The organism is Nguyenibacter vanlangensis (assembly GCF_013376155.1).
GTDB lineage: Bacteria > Pseudomonadota > Alphaproteobacteria > Acetobacterales > Acetobacteraceae > Gluconacetobacter > Gluconacetobacter vanlangensis.
In genome coordinates, this window is record NZ_JABXXP010000615.1 from 1 (window position 1) to 1,656 (window position 1,656).

The 1,656-nt window shown below is 67.6% G+C and carries 1 protein-coding gene; it reads left to right on the forward strand.

Going from position 1 to position 1,656, the window contains the following annotated elements:
* Nucleotides 1–1,656: dihydropteroate synthase (locus tag HUK84_RS17265; protein ID WP_176641360.1), on the forward strand; the 1,656-nt coding region annotated here is incomplete at both ends.

Genomic DNA, 1,656 nt, shown 5'->3' on the forward strand with positions numbered 1-1,656 from the left:
CGCCGCCCGGCCCCCGTCGCGCGCCGCCCGGTGTGGGTCCCGTCGGTCGCCAGCCTCTACACCCAGGTGCCGCTGCGCCAGGAAAACAGCTATTTCTCGATCGGCGAGCGCTGCAACGCCAACGGTTCGAAGAAATGGCGCAGCCTGCAGGAAGAGGCGGACTGGGACGGCTGCGTCGCCGTGGGCCGCGAGCAGGTGGCCGAGGGATCGAACGCGCTGGATGTCTGCACCGCCTTCGTCGGCCGCGACGAGATGGCCGAGATGAACGCGGTGGTCACCCGCTTCACCGGTTCGGTCAATGCGCCGCTGGTGATCGATTCCACCGAGACCCCGGTGATCGAGGCGGCGCTGAAGCTGTATGGCGGCAAGGCGATCATCAATTCGATCAATTTCGAGGATGGCGAGCAGCACGCCCATGACCGCATGGTGCTGGCGCGCAAGTTCGGCGCCGCCGTGGTGGCGCTGACGATCGACGAAGTCGGCATGGCCAAGACCGCGGAGGACAAGCTGCGCATCGCCACCCGGCTGGTCGCATTCGCCTGCGACCGCCATGGGCTGCCGCAATCCGACCTGATGATCGACCCGCTGACCTTTACCATCGGCACGGGGGTCGAGGACGACCGCAAGCTGGGGTTGTGGACGCTGGAGGGCATCCGCCTGATCCGCGAGCGTTTCCCGGACATCCAGATCGTGCTGGGGCTGTCGAACATCTCGTTCGGCCTGAACCCGGCGGCGCGGGCGGTGCTGAACTCGGTCTTCCTGGACCATGCGGTGCGTGCCGGCATGACGGCGGCGATCGTCCATGTGTCCAAGATCCGTCCGCTGCACCTGATCCCCGAGGAAGAGGTGCGGGTGGCCGAGGACCTGATCTTCGACCGCCGCAGCGAGGGCTATGACCCGCTGCAGCGCCTGCTGGAACTGTTCGCCGACCGCAAGGCCAGCGATGCCGCGCGGAAGACCCGCGCCGAGACGGTCGAGGGGCGGCTGAAGGACCGCATCGTCGACGGCGACCGCAAGGGGCTGGAAGCCGACCTGGACGAGGCGATGCGGAGCATTCCGCCGCTGGACATCATCAACACCATCCTGCTGGACGGGATGAAGGTGGTGGGCGAGCTGTTCGGCGCCGGCAAGATGCAACTGCCCTTCGTGCTGCAGTCGGCCGAAACCATGAAGGCCGCCGTCGCGCATCTGGAACCGCACATGGAGCGGGTCGACGGCCAGGCCCGCGGCACCATCGTGCTGGCGACCGTCAAGGGCGACGTGCATGACATCGGCAAGAACCTGGTCGACATCATCCTGACCAACAACGGCTATCGCGTCGTCAATCTGGGCATCAAGGTGCCGGTGGCCGAGATGATCGCCGCCGCCCGCGACCATCGGGCGGATGTGGTGGGCATGTCCGGCCTGCTGGTGAAATCCACCGTCATCATGCGCGAGAACCTGGAAGAGATGGCCCGCCAGGGGCTGGACGTGCCGGTCCTGCTGGGCGGCGCGGCCCTGACCCGCAATTACGTCGAAGAAGACTGCGCCGCCGCGTACGGCGCCGACGGCCGCGTGGCCTATGCCCGCGACGCGTTCGACGGGCTGTCGCTGATGGACCAGGTGACGCAGGGCGAATTCGACAATTACCTGGCCGCGGTGCGCGCCCGCCGCGCC